General features: G+C 36.0%; 15 protein-coding genes. 6 read left to right on the top strand and 9 right to left on the bottom strand.

Going from position 1 to position 16507, the window contains the following annotated elements; genetic code table 11:
• Positions 1-38 precede the first annotated feature (38 nt).
• The gene (gene leuB / locus RNZ46_RS04415; protein ID WP_316984166.1) at positions 39-1151 is read left to right on the top strand and encodes a 3-isopropylmalate dehydrogenase; all 1113 of its coding nucleotides are present in this window, start codon (positions 39-41) and stop codon (positions 1149-1151) included.
• A 196-nt stretch (positions 1152-1347) separates the two neighbouring features.
• Here leuB and RNZ46_RS04420 read toward each other — a convergent pair whose 3' ends face one another.
• A complete protein-coding gene (locus RNZ46_RS04420; protein ID WP_316984167.1) occupies positions 1348-2775 on the bottom strand; it encodes a sulfatase in 1428 nt (475 codons plus the stop codon).
• 128 nt (positions 2776-2903) lie between these two features.
• Positions 2904-3890, bottom strand: a complete 987-nt coding sequence (locus RNZ46_RS04425) for a hypothetical protein (protein WP_316984168.1) — start codon at positions 3888-3890, stop codon at positions 2904-2906.
• 111 nt (positions 3891-4001) lie between these two features.
• Here RNZ46_RS04425 and RNZ46_RS04430 point away from each other — a divergent pair, with 111 nt between their 5' ends.
• A complete protein-coding gene (locus tag RNZ46_RS04430) occupies positions 4002-5486 on the top strand; it encodes an MptA/MptB family glycosyltransferase (RefSeq protein WP_316984169.1) in 1485 nt (494 codons plus the stop codon).
• Between the two features lie 5 nt (positions 5487-5491).
• Here RNZ46_RS04430 and RNZ46_RS04435 read toward each other — a convergent pair whose 3' ends face one another.
• The 7 genes from RNZ46_RS04435 to RNZ46_RS04465 form a co-directional block, all read right to left on the bottom strand.
• On the bottom strand, positions 5492-5836 hold the full coding sequence (locus RNZ46_RS04435; RefSeq protein ID WP_316984170.1) for a hypothetical protein: 345 nt from the start codon (positions 5834-5836) through the stop codon (positions 5492-5494).
• Positions 5837-6031: 195 nt separating this feature from the next.
• On the bottom strand, positions 6032-6412 hold the full coding sequence (locus RNZ46_RS04440; protein WP_316984171.1) for a hypothetical protein: 381 nt from the start codon (positions 6410-6412) through the stop codon (positions 6032-6034).
• Between the two features lie 172 nt (positions 6413-6584).
• A complete protein-coding gene (locus RNZ46_RS04445) occupies positions 6585-6908 on the bottom strand; it encodes a hypothetical protein (protein WP_316984172.1) in 324 nt (107 codons plus the stop codon).
• Between the two features lie 33 nt (positions 6909-6941).
• A complete protein-coding gene (locus RNZ46_RS04450) occupies positions 6942-8468 on the bottom strand; it encodes a bifunctional GNAT family N-acetyltransferase/carbon-nitrogen hydrolase family protein (RefSeq protein ID WP_316984173.1) in 1527 nt (508 codons plus the stop codon).
• A complete protein-coding gene (locus RNZ46_RS04455; protein ID WP_316984174.1) occupies positions 8468-9442 on the bottom strand; it encodes a deoxyhypusine synthase family protein in 975 nt (324 codons plus the stop codon). The genes RNZ46_RS04450 and RNZ46_RS04455 overlap by 1 nt, the downstream gene beginning before the upstream one ends.
• Positions 9432-10370, bottom strand: coding sequence for an agmatinase (speB, locus tag RNZ46_RS04460; RefSeq protein ID WP_316984175.1), 939 nt, complete (start codon positions 10368-10370; stop codon positions 9432-9434). Before speB ends, RNZ46_RS04455 begins: the two co-directional genes overlap by 11 nt.
• Positions 10371-10374: 4 nt before the next feature.
• Positions 10375-11838: an arginine decarboxylase gene (locus tag RNZ46_RS04465; protein ID WP_316984176.1), complete on the bottom strand. Its 1464-nt coding sequence runs from the start codon at positions 11836-11838 to the stop codon at positions 10375-10377.
• A gap of 424 nt (positions 11839-12262) precedes the next feature.
• Between RNZ46_RS04465 and RNZ46_RS04470 the strand changes: the two genes are divergently transcribed.
• The 4 genes from RNZ46_RS04470 (at position 12263) to RNZ46_RS04485 (ending at position 16485) form a co-directional block, all read left to right on the top strand.
• Positions 12263-12835: a Crp/Fnr family transcriptional regulator gene (locus RNZ46_RS04470; RefSeq protein ID WP_316984177.1), complete on the top strand. Its 573-nt coding sequence runs from the start codon at positions 12263-12265 to the stop codon at positions 12833-12835.
• Between the two features lie 113 nt (positions 12836-12948).
• Positions 12949-14322 carry a TolC family protein gene (locus tag RNZ46_RS04475; RefSeq protein WP_316984178.1) on the top strand — a complete coding sequence of 458 codons (1374 nt, stop codon included), beginning with the start codon at positions 12949-12951 and terminating at the stop codon, positions 14320-14322.
• A gap of 19 nt (positions 14323-14341) precedes the next feature.
• On the top strand, positions 14342-15298 hold the full coding sequence (locus RNZ46_RS04480) for an HlyD family secretion protein (RefSeq protein WP_316984179.1): 957 nt from the start codon (positions 14342-14344) through the stop codon (positions 15296-15298).
• Complete coding sequence (locus RNZ46_RS04485; protein ID WP_316984180.1) at positions 15298-16485, top strand: ABC transporter permease; 1188 nt, start codon at positions 15298-15300, stop codon at positions 16483-16485. The genes RNZ46_RS04480 and RNZ46_RS04485 overlap by 1 nt, the downstream gene beginning before the upstream one ends.
• Positions 16486-16507 lie beyond the last annotated feature (22 nt).

The raw sequence follows: 16507 nt of genomic DNA on the forward strand, positions 1-16507 counted from the left end.
TGTCATTCCCGCAAAAGCGGGGAATCAAATAAAAAAGAATGAAACTAAATATTGCCGTTTTACCGGGGGATGGTATAGGACCAGAAGTCACCGCGCAAGCCGTTAAGGTTTTAAAGGCTATTGCTATGGAATTTGGTCATATTTTCACATTTAACAAAGCGCTTGTTGGCGCTGCCGCCATAGAGCAAACTGGTAGTGCGCTGCCCGAAGAAACCATTAGCATCTGCAAAAAAGCAGATGCTATTTTATTTGGTGCCATTGGTAGTGCGAAATACGACATAGATCCCGATGCCGAAATACGACCGGAACACGGACTTTTAGGCCTCAGAAAATCACTCGATTTATATGCCAATATCAGACCCGTTATTGCTTATGAAGATTTGCTGAATAAATCCTCATTAAAAATCAAACAAATACGCGATACCAATATTTTAATTTATCGCGAGCTTACAGGCGGGCTTTATTTTGGCGAAAAAAAACTGACCAACGATGCTGCTTCCGATATTTGCGAATACTCTCGTTTTGAAATAGAACGCATTGCACATTTAGCCTTTAAAGCAGCCCAAACACGAAAACGCAAACTTACGCTGGTCGATAAAGCCAATGCATTGGCAACCTCTCGTTTATGGCGCAAAGTGGTTCAGGAATTGGCAACCCAATATCCAGATGTTAAACTGGAATTCTTATATATCGATAACGCTGCCATGGAACTCATTATAAATCCAAGGCAATTTGATGTGATTTTAACCGAAAATATGTTTGGCGATATCTTATCCGAAGAAGCCAGCGTAATTGTTGGCACTATTGGTTTATTGGCCTCGGCCTCTATTAACGAAAAACATGCCATGTTCGAACCCATTCACGGCGCTTACGGTAAATTTGCCAATAAAGGCGTTGCAAACCCCATAGCTTCCATTTTATCTGCGGCCATGTTACTCGAGCATTTCGGATTGGACCAAGAAGCTGCCTTGGTGAGAAAAGCTGTGGATAAATCGTTAAAGCTCCATATTACAACACCGGATTTGAATATGAAATACGATAACATTAGCACCACAAAAGTGGGCGATTTTATTGAAGATTTTATAAACAACCCAGAAGAAACCAATTTAAATTTTAAAAACATACATTTAGGACAATCCACAATTATTTGATCATTTTGAGTTAGTCGTCATTATAAAATTTTTGGGATTATTAAAAGCGCATTTTTACAGTGCGCTTTTTTAGTTTTATTTGGGCGTTACCCCACTTGTTCGCTAAGGCTCTCGAAGCGGGGTCGGGCTTTACGCTGCAATCTTTTTGCTCGTGCCTTACAAAAAGGATTTCCACTGCAATCCCTAACGCAAAGCATTACTCCCATTTCGCTTTAAGCTCCTGTTTTAACTTTTCCACCAATTCAGGATGTGTCTCGGCTACATTTTTAGTTTCGCTTTCAGCAATTCCAAAATCATACAATTCTACAAAACCATCATGGTGTAACACTAAACGGTGCGTGTCTGTTCTTAAAGTTACAGCTCCCGTGTTGTAAGCCAATACATTGTGTCCCACGGCATCTTGTTTATTTATAACATTTTTTAACGAAACACCTTCAATAAACCCGGGTGTTTCAATACTTGCTAAATCGCATAAAGTTGGGAAAACATCTAGAGTTTCAACCATAGCATTGGTTTTAAAACCTGCTTGTTCTATTCTTGGATCGTGAATGATTAGTGGCGCATGTAACGACGCTTCAAACAAACTGTGTTTTCCCCAAATGGCATGCTCTCCTAAATGCCAACCATGGTCGCCCCAAAGCACAACAACCGTATTTTTATCGGCTCCGGTTTGCCTTAGTGCGTCGAGTACCTTACCAACTTGAGCATCGACGTAAGTTATACAAGCAGCGTAATGACGGCGGATTTCGTTTGCAAAATCCGCATCTTCATTTGGGTTTTTACCCCATCGGTTATATTGCTTAAATTCATTGGAACTGTGCCAGGTGGTTCGTCCTTCAGGTTTTTCAGGATGTTTTATTTCAGGAAAATCAACGGTTTCATATTTGTCATAATAAATCTTGGGTGCCCCAAAAGGCAAATGTGGTTTAATAAAACCAACGGCTAGAAAAAACGGCTTTTTATTTTCTGATGTCAAGCTTTTTAATTCCTTTAAAGCAGCATTGGCAATAGCTCCATCAGGGTAAATATTGTCATCGCCTTCAGTGGATTGAAAAACATCCATCTCACCGGATTTTTCTCGAATTTCACCATTTGCCAACCCATGCATGGCGCCTCGTGGATGCTGCCAATTTCCAACAGGCATTAAATGTTTATCCCAGGTATTTGGCATCTCAATAATAGTACTATCATTCCAATTAGCACCACCCCTACCTCCCGGGTGATGTGATACTTTACCAACCGAAACCGTTGTGTACCCATGTTTTTTAAACCACTCAGGCATACTTGGGGCAATTGTTTTTTCTTCAGCTATTTGTTTCGCTCTTAAAAAAAGCGCATTGTTGTTTGGCGTGCCGTACAAACCCGTTAATAAGGTATAACGAGATGGCCCGCAACTTGGTGAATTAACATAATGCCTTTGAAAAGAAACACCTTCTTTGGCAAGTTTATCAATATTTGGGGAGATGATGTGATTTGCTCCAAAACTTTTTAAATCGGGCCTTAAATCGTCAATACAAATTAAAAGAATGTTGGGTTGTTTTTGGGGTTGCTTATTTTGGCAAGCGACTAACAAAAACATGGATGAAATGAAACAAATAATCAAAAGTGATTTTTTGTTTTTCATAGTGAAGTTTTAAATAATTAAAATTGTGATTTTATACGAATTGAACGAATGTAACTAAATCCGTTCGTAAAATCAAGTCAATTGACTCTATTTTTATTCAACTGAATTCAATATAGCAATTAAACTATTTAATCATTTAAAGTAATCGCCCCCAATTCAATAACCTCGAAATTATCCAAGGTAACTTTAAGCAATTCCTTTAAATCATCATTATCCCATTTATCATGTGGCGCGCCGATTATAAACATACCCGAACCCACATCGGCAAGCATCAATCCGTATTTTTTCATGGCGATAAGAATAATTTGATTGGTTTCAGAAAAACTACTTATATCGTAATCTGCTTTTAATCGTAACCTGCCGCCGAAAGGCAATAATTCGTCTCCCGTATTTCCAGAAACCAAGTGTTTTGCAGGGTGTACATAACCTTCGTAAATTTTACTGCGGTTTATTGTAAAACGAATGGGATGGTCTATTTCGCCTTTTTCAATTTCCGGATAACGCACCAACAACGGGAAAATAGGCAAACCAGCCGCATCGGCAGAGGTCCATCCGTCGGGTCTAAACGTTACAGTATTCAAATTAAAAACAGCTGCCGACGAGGCTTCAAAACCGTTTCCAACTTGAGCGGCATTGTACAATTCGTATAACATCCCGTTTTCCACATCAACAGCAATCACATGGCTATCGCCCACGCCGTTGCCTTCAATGGGCGCGTTTAATGGTATGGGAAAAGGGCCTTGGTCGCTCTCGGCACCATAATTACCGTCGTAACCATTACCCCTGAATGTGATTGGCACTTTGGGCTGATTGCCATTAACGCCAACATAGGGAATCCCGATGGGTGCCCCTTGATATTCACCACTGCCAAAATCTGGAAAAATGCCTTTATGAGCTCCAATATTATTGATTATTAAATCTGAATTTACATCAACTGGACTATTGGAAATATCTAAATTTAAAGGATGGTTTGCAGGAAATATTTGAATGTTTTCAACAGTATTGATGTCACCCGTTGGTTTGGAATCATCAATAGCATCATTAGAATTTGAACACGAATATACAAAAGTCATGACCACGTAAAAAGCAGCCCAATAGAAGATTGAAGTTTTCATAATATAAGTAGGTTATATTTATTTAATAACGGTTTATGTTTTGTAAATTTTAAACTAAAAAAGCCGTTTAATTGATTTAAACCAGACAAACAAATAGCCTATATTTACTCTATGTTTTTTAATACCGCTTTTTTTAAACTTTACAAAACACCATTACTTCTTGCGTTTGCAAGTCTGTTATTATATACGTCTTTTGCCTATGATTTGGTTCGTACCGATTACATAAAACTTGTAATGCTGTATGTAGCACTGTTCTTTTTATTTTACAAATTGGTTCAGCTTTTAAAAGGAAATATAAAGTTTTTAACGTGGTTAGCTTTTGGTTTTAGAGCTGTATTTATTTTGGCTATTCCCAATTTATCGCAAGATTTTTATCGTTTTATTTGGGACGGCAGATTGTTATTGGAAGGTTTTAATCCGTATTTATTTACGGTAGAATCTTTTATTGGCAACAACGAATTTCCTGTGGCACAAGCCCAAGAACTGTACAATGGCATGGGCGCGTTAAACGCAGGGCACTACACCAATTACCCGCCTATTAATCAACTCTGTTTTGTTATTGCGGGGTTATTTTCTGGGGAAAGTATTTTAGGTTCGGTAATTGTGATGCGAGTTTTGATTATTGCTGCCGATTTTGGAACATTATATTTCGGAAAAAAACTGCTCGAAAAATTAAAAATACCCACATATCATATTTTTTGGTATATCCTCAATCCGTTTATTATTATCGAATTAACTGGCAATCTTCATTTTGAAGGGGTGATGATTTTCTTTTTAATATGGAGTTTATATTTATTGCACATTGGTAAATGGCAATGGGCAGCCGTTGTTTTGGGCTTATCGGTATCGGTTAAATTGATTCCGCTTATATTTCTGCCTTTGTTTTGGCAATGGTTTACAAAACACAATGTCATTTCGACAGCACAAATCGATGAGAAATCTCATAGTAAAAATGATGAGATACTGAAACAAGTTCAGCATGACGAAAAGAAGACTCCTGCTTTCACAGGAATAACAAAATTGAATTCATTTTATGTTATCACAAGTACAACAGTAATCCTTTCATTCCTCCCTTTTTATTCTTCGGAATTTACAACAAATTACACTGAAACGGTAGCGCTATGGTTTAATAATTTTGAGTTTAATGCGAGTCTGTATTACATCGCTAGGGCCATTGGATACACGTTTAGAGGTTATAACGAAATTGCTGTTATTGGAAAAATAACGCCCATTATAGTTATTCTATTAGTTTTAATATTTACTTTTTTTAGAAAAAACAAAACCACAATTCAATTAATAACGGCTATGTTATTGGTGTTGTCGTTTTATTATTTTACGGCCACAACGGTGCATCCGTGGTACATTGCAACGCTTTTAATACTATCGGTTTTCACCAAATTTAAATTTCCTTTGGTGTGGAGTTTTGTAATTATACTCAGTTATTTAGCGTATTTAAACGTTGATAAATCCGATAAATCTGAAAACTTGTGGATTATCGCTTTAGAATACATCATCGTTTACAGCGTTTTTATTTGGGAAGTATTTTTAAAGGAAAAAAAAAGGAGATTTAAGAGAAATCTCCCTTTCAATGGATAAATGAATTAATAAGCTGCTTCTTTGATAGTTTTTAACACATAAACCTCAACATCTTCTTCTTCACCTTCATCGTTGGTCGTTGTTTCTGTTTCAACCACATAGGTAATAAAAAAGTGTTCGCCTTTTATGGCATCGGACTTTAAATCAAATTGCTTTAAAATTTCAGCGCTTACATCGCTAAATTCTATGGTTTTGGCTTTTTCATTTTCTTTAACAACTGTGGTAAAAGAATAGGATTCACCATTAAAGCCGTTATAAACAGCTGTTGCTGTTATTTCGTCTTGTGCATTAGTGACTGTAGTAAAACTTAATGTAAAAATGCTTACTAGCACTAAAAGATAATTTTTCATAATTAAAAGTTTTTAATGTTTATAATAGATTTGGTTTAGAGGCTAAGCCCCATAATTAATAATTATAACTTTTGCGCAAGATGTTATTTAATCTTACTAGCATATACGCACTAATAAACCTGTTGGTTTATAATGACATGAATTTTAACATATTGTTTAAATAAACATCGACAAACAACATGTTTTATTAAGATATTATAGTTTTTTAAGTTTGATTATGGTATTAACTTCATCTTCATCCTCGAAGCCATCATCGTCAATACTGGTTTCTATTCTTGTTTGATAGGTAATGCTAAAGCTTTTACCTATTAGTGTTTCAGATTTTAAGTCGAATTCCTTTAATAATTCTTCTTTTATCTCTTGAAATGTAATGGTGTATTCTTCGCCTTCTTTGTTTTTGGCTATAAAATTATAGCCGTATTCTTCGTGTCCATCATAAACCGTATTTACAACCATCTCTTCTTGAATGGATAATGTGATTGAATTTATATTTGAATTTGAAAGCATTGTAAATCCCGAAAGCGCAAAAATTGATAGTGTAAATCCTATTAATTTTAATAAAACATTTGTTTTCATTGTTGTAAAGATTTAAGATTAAATTGAAAAATTTATCGGAAAACATCCTACCACAAGTCCGAATTACTTATAATAATTTTAGCCTTAAAACTACTAGTAGCCAATATGTTATCTACGTTTTATTTTTGAATTCAGATTAAGTTACAATATATCATTATATGTTTTTAGAGCTTTAATCGAAACTCTCAGATTCTTCATCAATTAAATCTGGGTCTTGCACAGCATCGGGATCGTTATCATCAAAATCTTCATAGTCATCTTCATCATAATTCTCCATAGTTACCTCTAGTTTTGCACTTACTTTTATTAGGTATTTAGTGTCTTCTGTAATAACTTCAACAGCTTCAATTAGTTCGTTTTGAGCGTTTCTAAAGGTTACTATATGATCATCGTCGTAACCATCGGGATACTTCTCAACCAATAAGGCGAGAATTTCTGGTGTCAATTTTTTAAAATCTACGATGACGCGTTTTAAATTATCGTTTCTATTTTTCATGTAATTGGGTTTTTATAAAAATAAAGATATAGATTATTTAATTCTAATAACATCGTAGAAATCTTTTCTTCTATCCTTTAAGTTTTTTACCGCTCCAAAGGAATGTAGTTCTTTTAACAAGCTTAAATCGACATCGGCTACCAAAATCATTTCTGTATTTGTAGTGGCTTCAGCTTTAATTCCACTGCTGGGAAACGAAAAATCGCAAGGCGTAAATACGGCAGATTGCGCATATTGAATGTCCATATTATTCACGTTTGGTAAATTACCAACACTTCCGGAAATAGCCACATAACATTCGTTTTCAATAGCACGTGCTTGCGCACATAAACGCACACGGAAATAGCCGTTTTGGGTATCGGTTAAAAACGGAATGAATAAAATATCCATGCCTTCATCGGCCAACAAACGCGATAATTCTGGAAACTCTGAATCGTAACAAATTAAGATGCCTATTTTACCGGCATCTGTTTGAAAGGTTTGCAGTTTATTCCCCTTTTGCATGCCCCAAACCTTTGCTTCGTCTGGGGTAACATGTAGTTTTTCGTATCGCTCCGTACTGCCGTCTCTTCGGCATAAATAGCCCACATTATATAGCTTATCGTTTACAACTTCTGGCATACTTCCAGAAATAATATTGATGTTATATGAAATAGACAATTGCTTTAATTTATCAACTATCGTTTCGGTAAATTTTGCTAATTCCCTAATGGCATCCGGTTCTTTCATGTGATTGAACTCCGCCATTAACGGGGCATTAAAAAACTCTGGAAACACCGCAAAATCTGATTTATATGCTGCAACGCTATCAATAAAATAAGTTACTTGCTGCATTAAATCATCCAAACCTTTGTACGGTCGCATTTGCCACTGGATAAGACCCAACCTAACAATGGATTTAACGGTACCCGCCTTTTTATTTGGTTTGGTATAATAGATATTGTCCCACTCCATTAAAACGGCATATTCGTTGGATGCGGTATCGCCTTCCAAATAGCCTTTTAAAATACGAACGGGGTGAAAATCGTTGGAAATCTGAAAATTTAAAACCGGGTCGTGAATTTCTTTACGCTTTACCTTTTCTATATATTCCTTTGGTGTTAAGGTTTTATGCTTATGAAAATTAGGCATTCTTCCGCCAAAAACAATGCCTTTTAAATTTAGTGTTTCGCAAAGTTCCTTTCTGTAATCGTACAGCCGTCGCCCTAAGCGCAAACCTCGATATTGTGGTTTAATAAACACATCTATTCCATAAAGCACATCACCATTTGGGTCGTGGTTTTTGAATGATTTTCCACCAATGATGTCTTCATAAGTATGCTCATCGTCAATACTGTTGTAATCTACAATAAGCGATAAGGCACAACCCGCTATATCGCCATCTATTTTAATAACGACTTGACCTTCGGGAAACATGGACGTTAAATCTTCAATATGATGCTTTTTCCAATACGAATTGAGCACGCCTCCATACGATTCCAAGGTGGCTTCCTTTAGCTCTTGAAAGTCATCAACCGTGAGGTACTTTAGTTCTATATTATCAATTTTATTTGCCTCCATTAGTGTCCTAATAAATAAGCAAAGATTAATGGCGCAACTATAGTGGCATCACTTTCAATAATGAATTTGGGCGTATCAATATCTAGCTTTCCCCAAGTAATTTTCTCGTTTGGCACGGCACCGGAGTACGAACCATAACTGGTTGTAGAGTCGCTAATCTGACAAAAATAACTCCAAAACGGTGTTTCCGGACGCTCCATATCTTGATATAACATGGGCACTACACAGATTGGAAAATCGCCCGCAATACCGCCACCTATTTGAAAAAAACCAATACCATTTTTTGAATTTTCGGTGTACCAATCGGCTAAAAAAGTCATGTACTCAATCCCGGATTTCATGGTGCTGGCTTGTAATTCACCTTTAAGCACGTAGCTTGCAAAAATATTTCCCATGGTACTATCTTCCCATCCTGGACATACAATAGGCAGATTTTTTTTCGCGGCAGCGTACATCCATGAATCTTTTACATCAATCTCGTAATATTGCTCTAAAACACCAGACAGCAACATTTTGTACATGTATTCATGTGGCAAATAGCGTTCGCCTTTCGCCTCGGCATCCTTCCATATTTTATAGATATGTTTTTGTAAACGACGGAACGCTTCGTGTTCTGGAATACAGGTATCGGTTACACGATTTAATCCTTTTTCCAACAAATTCCATTCGTCTTGAGGTGTTAAATCACGATAGTTAGGCACGCGTTTGTAATGCGAGTGTGCCACCAAATTCATAATGTCTTCTTCAAGATTTGCGCCTGTACAAGAAATGATTTGCACCTTGTCTTGACGAATCATTTCTGCAAAACTTTTACCGAGTTCTGCAGTACTCATAGCACCTGCAAGCGACACCAACATTTTTGAGCCAGCATCTAATTGAGCTTCATAACCCTTTGCGGCATCAACCAAAGCTGCCGCATTAAAATGTAAATAATGGGTTTCGATAAATTGAGAAATGGGTCCTTTAGTAGTCATCGTTATTGTTGTATTTTAAATTGTTTTTATTTGCTTGGTTGTTATCAAAAGTATTGTCGTATGCCTCATCGGCTTCTTCATTTTGAAATTTATAACTCAGCATTTTATAGTATAATTTTGCCGCTAAAAAATCTGAAGATTTATCTTTTTCATTCGGACATAATTCAACTATATCAAACCCTACTACGTTTTTTTCTTCGAAAACTTGCTTTAAAAATTCGAGTGTTTCGTACCATAACAAACCACCAGGTTCTGGTGTGCCCGTACTTGGTAGGATGGAAGGATCAAAAGCATCTAAATCGAAAGTAATAAAAACGTTATCCGTCATTTGATCGATTGCTGCTTCCATCCACGAATCATCAACCGCCATGTCGTGCGCAAAATATGTTTTATCTGTGTCCATCACGGTTTTTTCAATAGCGTCCATAGAACGAATACCCACTTGAATAAGGTTGGTGTTTTGGCTCGCCTCGTACACGGCACAAGCGTGATTGCATGTAGAGCCTTCGTACGATTTGCGTAAATCGGCATGCGCATCGATATGCAATACGGTTAAGCTCGGATACATCTCATTGAACGCGCGAATAGAGCCAATTGAAACGGAATGTTCCCCACCAAAAACGGTTACAAACTTGTTCTTTTTAATATACTTTTTTACGATTTGATGCACCGCGTCAACCATAGTTTCGGGCGAACTGCTTTCTGTTACGGCTTCGGTTAAAAACACACCTTGTTTATACACTTCGGTATCGGTTTCAATATCGTAAAGCTCCATGTTTTCCGAAGCATTTAAAAAAGCCTCAGGCCCTTTATCTGCTCCTTTTTGCCATGTGCTCGTGCCATCATAAGGCACCGGTATCAATACGATTTTTGCGCTTTCTAATTTTGCGAATTCCTCAGGAATTCCAGCGTAAGTTTTTGTTTTCATTGTTTTATAAATCTGCTAATTGTAAATCAGCTTCTGTGTTTTTTATGGTTTGTGTTGTGTTTGTTTCAGGTTTTTTATGGTACCCTAAAATTTTAAGTAAGTCTTCACTTTTTTGCTGTTCAGCAAACAGTTCTGTAGTTATATTTCCATCCGCATCTTTACTGATTAAAATATGCTTTGGCGTAGGAATTAAACAATGCTGCAAACCACCAAATCCGCCAATGGTTTCTTGATAGGCTCCTGTATTAAAAAAGCCAATATATAAAGGTTTTTCCTTGTTGTATTTTGGTAAATAAATAGCATTCATGTGTTGCTCGCTATTGTAATAATCGTCGCTATCGCAGGTTAAACCACCCAATAAAACGCGCTCGTAACTATCATTCCATCGGTTTATTGGCAACATAATAAAGCGTTTATTAATAGCCCAAGTATCTGGAAGCGTTGTAATGAACGAGGAATTAATCATATTCCATTTTTCGCGATCGTTTTGTTGTTTTTGGTACAGAATTTCATAAATCGCCCCGCCGCTTTCGCCCACGGTAAAACTGCCAAATTCGGTAAATATATTTGGCACATCTACACCTTCTTCTTCACAGGTTACTTTAATTTGATTTACAATTTCGTCCACCAGATACGCGTAATCAAAATCGAATGCCAACGAGTTTTTTATAGGAAACCCGCCGCCAATATTCAAGCTATCTAAACTGGGGCAAATCTTTTTTAAATTCGTATAAACCTTTAAACATTTTAAAAGCTCATTCCAATAATAAGCATTATCGCGAATGCCCGTGTTTATAAAAAAATGGAGCATTTTAAGTTCTACTTTATCACTGTTCTGAATTTGATTTTTGTAAAAAGGCACAATATTTTTATACCCAATACCTAAGCGCGAGGTATAGAATTCGAACTTTGGTTCTTCCTCTGAAGCGATACGAATACCCACATGAAACTTACCGTTTATCTCTTGCGAAAGCAAATTGATTTCTTCGTAATTATCAATAATCGGGATGCAGTTTTTATGTCCGCCGTTAATTAATCTTGCGATATTGGTTATGTATTGCGCACGTTTAAACCCATTGCTAATAATAAAGGTTTCATTGTTTATTTTACCTTCTTCTTTAAGGTTTTCAACAATATCAATATCAAACGCCGAAGAGGTTTCAATATGAATATCGTTTTTTAAAGCCTCGTGCAACACATGCTTAAAATGCGAGCTTTTTGTACAATAGCAATAGTTGTATTTACCTTTATATTCGTGTCTTTCAATAGCCTCTGCAAACCATTGTTTAGCGCGATTAATATTGTTGGATATTTGCGGTAAATAGGTGAATTTTAATGGGGCGCCGTATTGCTCGACGAGCTGCATGAGGTTAACATCATGGAAATTTAGTTTGTTTCCTTCAAGTTTAAATTCGTCTTGAGGAAAATCGAAAGTTTGATTGATTAAATCAATATATTTAGTATTCATTATTTGTTTTAAAATAGTGATTGTTAAAAAGTTAAAAACAAGAAACGCAGCGTTTCTAAAACGGAAAAACTATTTTATATCAAATCTGAATCTGACTTTGTGTAGTTGGTACAAAGCCGTAGTTATGCTGACTGGCAACTATGGTGGTAAGTGCGGAAGTTAGCTTTAAAATTCGGTTGCTTAATCGGTAAGCTGCTTTTGAATATGACTTCCTAATTTTCAAAAGCCCGAACATAGAAACAGGTTTCAATTTGTTCAGCTAAATGCGGTGCAAATGAAATACTTTTTTTTGAATTTCAAACTTTTTTTGAAACTTTTTTTAAAAAATTTTAGCAGGTTATTTTTAGTGTATTTTAAGACTTGATATTGCGAAGTAAATACAGTAAATTTGATACTTAAACCTCTTTTTAGCCAATACCTATTTATGAGTATTTCCGACTTTTTAGTGTCATTAATTCCGTTTAGCCAAACCGAATTGGAGGATATTATTGCTCATTTTAAGAAAGAATCTGTTTCAAAACATCAAATTCTAGTTCGCCAAGGTCAAATATGCAATGCCTTATATTTTGTTGAAAGCGGTATGGGCAGAAGCTACTATCTTAATGAAGGCGGAAAGGAAATTACACAATGGTTTTTTGGTGTTGGTAAATTTATGACGAGTGTAGATAGTTTTTTTCAACAAAGCCCGAGTGTGTATTATTTAGAAGTTTTAGAAGATTCTATTTTATACCGTATTTCTAAAAGTGACATAGACAGACTTTTCGATACATACCCCAAAATGGAAAAAATGGGAAGATTGATTAGCATAGAAATGCTTACCAGAGTGATAAATAAACTCAATGCCATTCAATTTCAAACCGCCAGAGAGCGCTACGATTATATGCTTACCGAATTTCCAGATATTGCTTATCGTGTACCGCTGGGTCATATTGCTTCGTATTTAGGAATGACCCAAGAAACGTTAAGCAGAATTAGAAAAAACGGTTCTGGAAACTAATCAGAAATTCCAATTAAACATTTTATTTTCAATAACTTACATTATTTGATTTAAGTCAAAAGATATAACCGGTTTCATGCCTATCTTTACATTGTACATAAAAATCATTTACAATGAACAGAAACAATACTTCGATAAAATTCTTATTGATTGCCCTTTTAGTTATAGCTCCGTCTATAACTGTGGCGCAAGAATTAGACCCTGTATTAAAAGACTTAATTCACAAAGGGCTTGAAAAAAACCATAAAGTCAACACCAATCGATTGGATTCCGAACAAGCTAAAGTAGATCAGCAAATGGCAAAATCGGTATTCTTGCCCAAGATTACATTTAACGGAAGCTATGCGAGATTAAATGATGACATTACTTTTGATGATGCCACACAAACCTTATTAATCGAGACCCAAAAACTTATTATAAAGGACGCCGTTGGCATACCGTTTAACAGCCCGTTTCCAGATAATATTCCGTTGCAAGACGCACCCAATCTTCAAGATAAAAACATTTTAAAAACGTCGGTAGATTTAGACTGGGTATTGTTTAGCGGGCTCGAAGCCAGTAATGCGTTAAAAGCGAGCAAACACAAAGAGACTTCGTTAAATTTTGTTGGTATGGCAGAAAAGGATAAAGTGGCTTTGCAGATTATTGAAGCCTATGATAAACTTGCCTTAGTAAAAGCCTCAAAAAAAGTACTCACCAACACCGAAAATTATTTGAATGAACAAGCCATTTATGTTAAAAAAGCAGTTGAAAATGGTTTGGCAACTCCCATCAGTCGTAAAAAAATTGAGCTTGCCCAACAGCAATTGGAAGCAAAAAAATTGGAATTTAACCACAATAACATCTTATTAATCGAAGTGCTTCATCAACTTACTGGCGAAACCAAAGCAAACTTAAGCAGGCTCAATCCGCAGTTAGAATCATTTTCGATTGTTTCCCATTCCAATACTGAAAAACGCAACGAGGTTAAGGCTTTGGAAGAAGCCGAAAAAGCCACCCGTTATCAAGCCAAAATGGAAAAAAGCAATTTTATTCCGAAAGTAGCGGTAAAAGGACATTATGAGTTTATAGAAGACGACTTATCCCTATTAGACCCCAAGTGGTTTATTGGAGTTGGCGTACAATGGCGTGTTTTTGACGGAAATGCGTCTAGATTGAAAAGCAAAAAAACAGCATTGGAAAGCTTGAAATACCAAGAAAAAATAAACGAAGCCCAAGAAATGATTAATTTAAGCATCATTAAGGCAGAATTGACCTATGAGGCATCGCAACAAAACACATATATTGTTCAAAAAGAAATTGAACTGGCTAACGATACTTATGAAATGGTTAATAAGCAATACAAAAACAATCTAGCGTCTGTCACAGAATTGCTGGATGCCCTAAACGATGTGGAAAAAGCCAATTTTAAATTACAAGAATCCTACTTTAACGAAAGACGTGCAGTTGCAGATTTGCTACATGCCAAAGGAATACTGACTTACTAACTTATAAAAACAATACAAAATGAAAATATATAAAAATATAATTTTAGGTGCCATGGCGCTACTCGCATTACATTCCTGTAAAAACGAACAAATAACCAATAACAGAGGAAAAGTGAAGTTTGAAACCATTTCGGTAACCGGTAAAATCCCTGGAAGAATTGATAAAATTTATGTACAAGAAGGACAAACCGTAAAACGAGGTGATACATTGGCGTCAATGGATATTCCAGAGGTTCTCGGAAAAATGATGCAGGCCGAAGGTGCAATTACAGCAGCAAAAGGGCAGTTAAACATGGCTTATAATGGTGCTACCACCGAACAATTAAATCAAATTGAAGGACAATTAAACGCAGGAAAGGCTCAATTGCAATTTGCACAAGAATCTTATAATAGATTACGAAACATGTTTCAGGATTCCTTAATAAGTCAACAGCAATTCGATGAAGTTAAAATGAAACTGGATATGGCACAGGCACAGGTAGATGCTTTAGAGGCGAAACGTACGGAAGTTAAAAAAGGAGCCCGAGCAGAACAAATAGAACAAGCCAAAGGGCAGCTAGACAGGGCGCTTGGTGCCAAAGAAGAAGTGCTTTCGGCATCCAAAGAGCAGTATTTAATTGCGCCGGCAGACATGTCTATTGAAACCATTAGTTTGGAGGAAGGCGAATTGCTTACACCCGGATTTACCTTGTTTAATGGATATAAAACCGACAGTGTTTATTTTAGATTTACAATTCCGGAATCAAAGATTTATGATTTTGAAGTAGGCAAAGAACTCACGCTTATCAATCCGTATACAAAAGAAGAAACGCCATCTAAAGTTGTAGCCATAAATCAATTGGCACAATACGCAAATATTACAAGTACGGCACCATTGTACCAATTATCCGAATCTATTTACGAGCTAAAAGTGGTACCAACAACAGACGTATCGGAACAAAAGTTTTTTATTAACGCTACAATACTTATCAAATAATGAAAGATTTTATAAGCTTACTTCAGGTAGAATTTAAGCGCATTTTTTCGAATGGTGTTTTACTCGCCATCTTTTTTGGTGCACCAATAGGCTACGGTATTTTATTTGGTTATGTATATCAACAAGGAAAAGTTGTAGATCTTCCTATTGTAATTATCGATGAAGATCGCAGTCCGGCATCCGATAAAATAATTGATGCACTTGAAGACAACGAAGGTTTGTTTGTTGCAGATGTAAGGCCAACAGATGGCAATATTCGCGCAGAAATGCCAACCAAACAATACGCTGCGGTTATAACCATACCCACCGATTTTGAAAAGCATATTTTACAGAAAAAGCATCCCGAAATTCGAGTGGATCTAAATATGGCGAATATTTTAAATGCCAATACCGCGAGCAATAATATCAATATGGTTTTAATGACGCTAAACGCTGGCATGGAAATAGAAGGACTAAAAAAACAAGGACTTCACCCTGCGCAAGCTATGGCATCTTACGAAAGTTTTAAAATCAACTTTAACAAACTTTATAACTCTTCCGGTAACTATGTTAATTTTATGTTACCCGGCATACTTGCCGCCATTATGCAACAGGTTATATTTTTAGCCATGGCATTGGTGTTTTCACGAGATTTTGAAGATGGGTATTTTGCCGAACTTATTCAAAAAAGCAAATCGTCAGTACATCATATTTTTTTAAAGGCGGCTCCGTTTTTACTCATGCTTCCTTTTATGTGGCTTTTTATTAGTCTGCTTTTTGTTTATTTTAATATTACCGCAGATATTTTTAATTTCCCAATGTTGGTATTAACCATTCTTTTAACGCTGGCTTCCATGTTTATTGGCATGCTGTTTTCTATTGCCATTCCAAACCAATTAAAAGCCACAGAGTTATTAATGGTAATTTCTACACCGGCTTTTATTTTAAGCGGATTTACATGGCCCACAGAAGCCATTCCTAGTTTTATTACCAATGTGGCGCAATTTATTCCGGTAACCCAATTTTTAAGCGGTTTTAGAAGAATTGCCTTTTACGGAGGCGATTTAGCATCTATTATGCCTGAAATAAAAATTTTATTAATAATCATTTTTGTAGCATTTATAAGCATGCTCTTATTGCTTCAATTTAAGATTAATGCGCAGGTTAAAAAAGAAGCAAAAACATTTACAGAAACAGATTTAAGCTAGCATTTCAGTTTATTTTAACTTT

Origin of the sequence: Hwangdonia lutea (assembly GCF_032814565.1) — a bacterium.
In the GTDB taxonomy this organism is placed as follows: Bacteria; Bacteroidota; Bacteroidia; order Flavobacteriales; family Flavobacteriaceae; genus Hwangdonia; species Hwangdonia lutea.